The sequence below is a fragment of the Ileibacterium valens genome, assembly GCF_001945525.1.
GTDB classification, from domain to species: domain Bacteria; phylum Bacillota_I; class Bacilli_A; order Erysipelotrichales; family Erysipelotrichaceae; genus Ileibacterium; species Ileibacterium valens.
On record NZ_MPJW01000220.1, the window covers coordinates 1 to 995 of the forward strand.

Annotated in this window: 1 protein-coding gene; it reads left to right on the plus strand. The window is 47.5% G+C overall.

Annotated features, from left to right (window positions below; genetic code table 11):
- Positions 1 to 885 (plus strand): IS66 family transposase (locus BO222_RS11035; RefSeq protein WP_143357016.1); only part of this gene is annotated, 885 nt, incomplete at its 5' end.
- Positions 886 to 995: the final 110 nt, after the last annotated feature.

Genomic DNA, 995 nt, shown 5'->3' on the forward strand with positions numbered 1-995 from the left:
ACCAGAAAGCCCAAATCGACGCTGAAAGAAATGATTGAACGCATGGGTATTGATGTGGAAAAGGTTGTAAGAGAACTCGATGAGGACAAAAGGTTCTGCGAATACTGTGGTCATGAGCTCATTCCGTTTGGAGAAAAGCATCTGCGTTACGAGCTTAAGGTTGAACTTCCCAGACTCAGAGTCATTGAGTATGTGGGTGTGACTTACGGCTGCCCTGACTGTCATGCAAAAGCTGCTGACAGTGACACTCCGCTCAGTGAATGCGGACTGTCTCCCGTTCAGGCCGAGGCTCCAAAGCCGCTTCTGCCCGGAAGCTGGGCTTCCTCCTCATTTCTTGCCATGGCGATCGCCTTCAAGATTCTCTATCAGATTCCCACCAATCTTCTGATTACGATGTTCAGAGAAATGGGAATGTTCAGCGTTTCTTCAGGAACTCTGTGCAGCTGGATCATTTCAGTTTCGCAGGTTTACTTTGCTCCTCTGTTTGACAGACTCAGACAGATTCTGCTTGCGAGCACTCACATCCAGGCGGATGAAACGACTCTCAGGGTGATCAATGAATCTGTCACGAGAAGGAAAACCAGATCTTTCATCTGGCAGTACCGGACAGCGGATATCTGTGAGTTTCCGATTGTCCTTTTTGATTATCAGCAGGGACGGGGCGGCAGATTCGCAGCTGAGTTCCTTGAAGGATTTAAGGGGACTCTGCTGGTTGACGGCTACAGCGGATACTCCCAGGTCAAAGGAGCGAAGCTGGCAAACTGCTGGGTTCATGCAAGAAGGTACTTCATCGAAGCAAACCTGGTCAGCAGAAATGAAGCCATCAGAAGTCAGGCAGAAGAAGTTCTGTCCCTGATCGACCGTCTGTTGTTAATGCTAACGTAAAACCAACCAATAATTGCAGCGAGAAATGCGCCAATTTTGGTTGGTTTTATTTTGATATCCTTCTTATAAAAGGAGGACAAAATGAAACGAAATCAAACCACCCAGCTTAA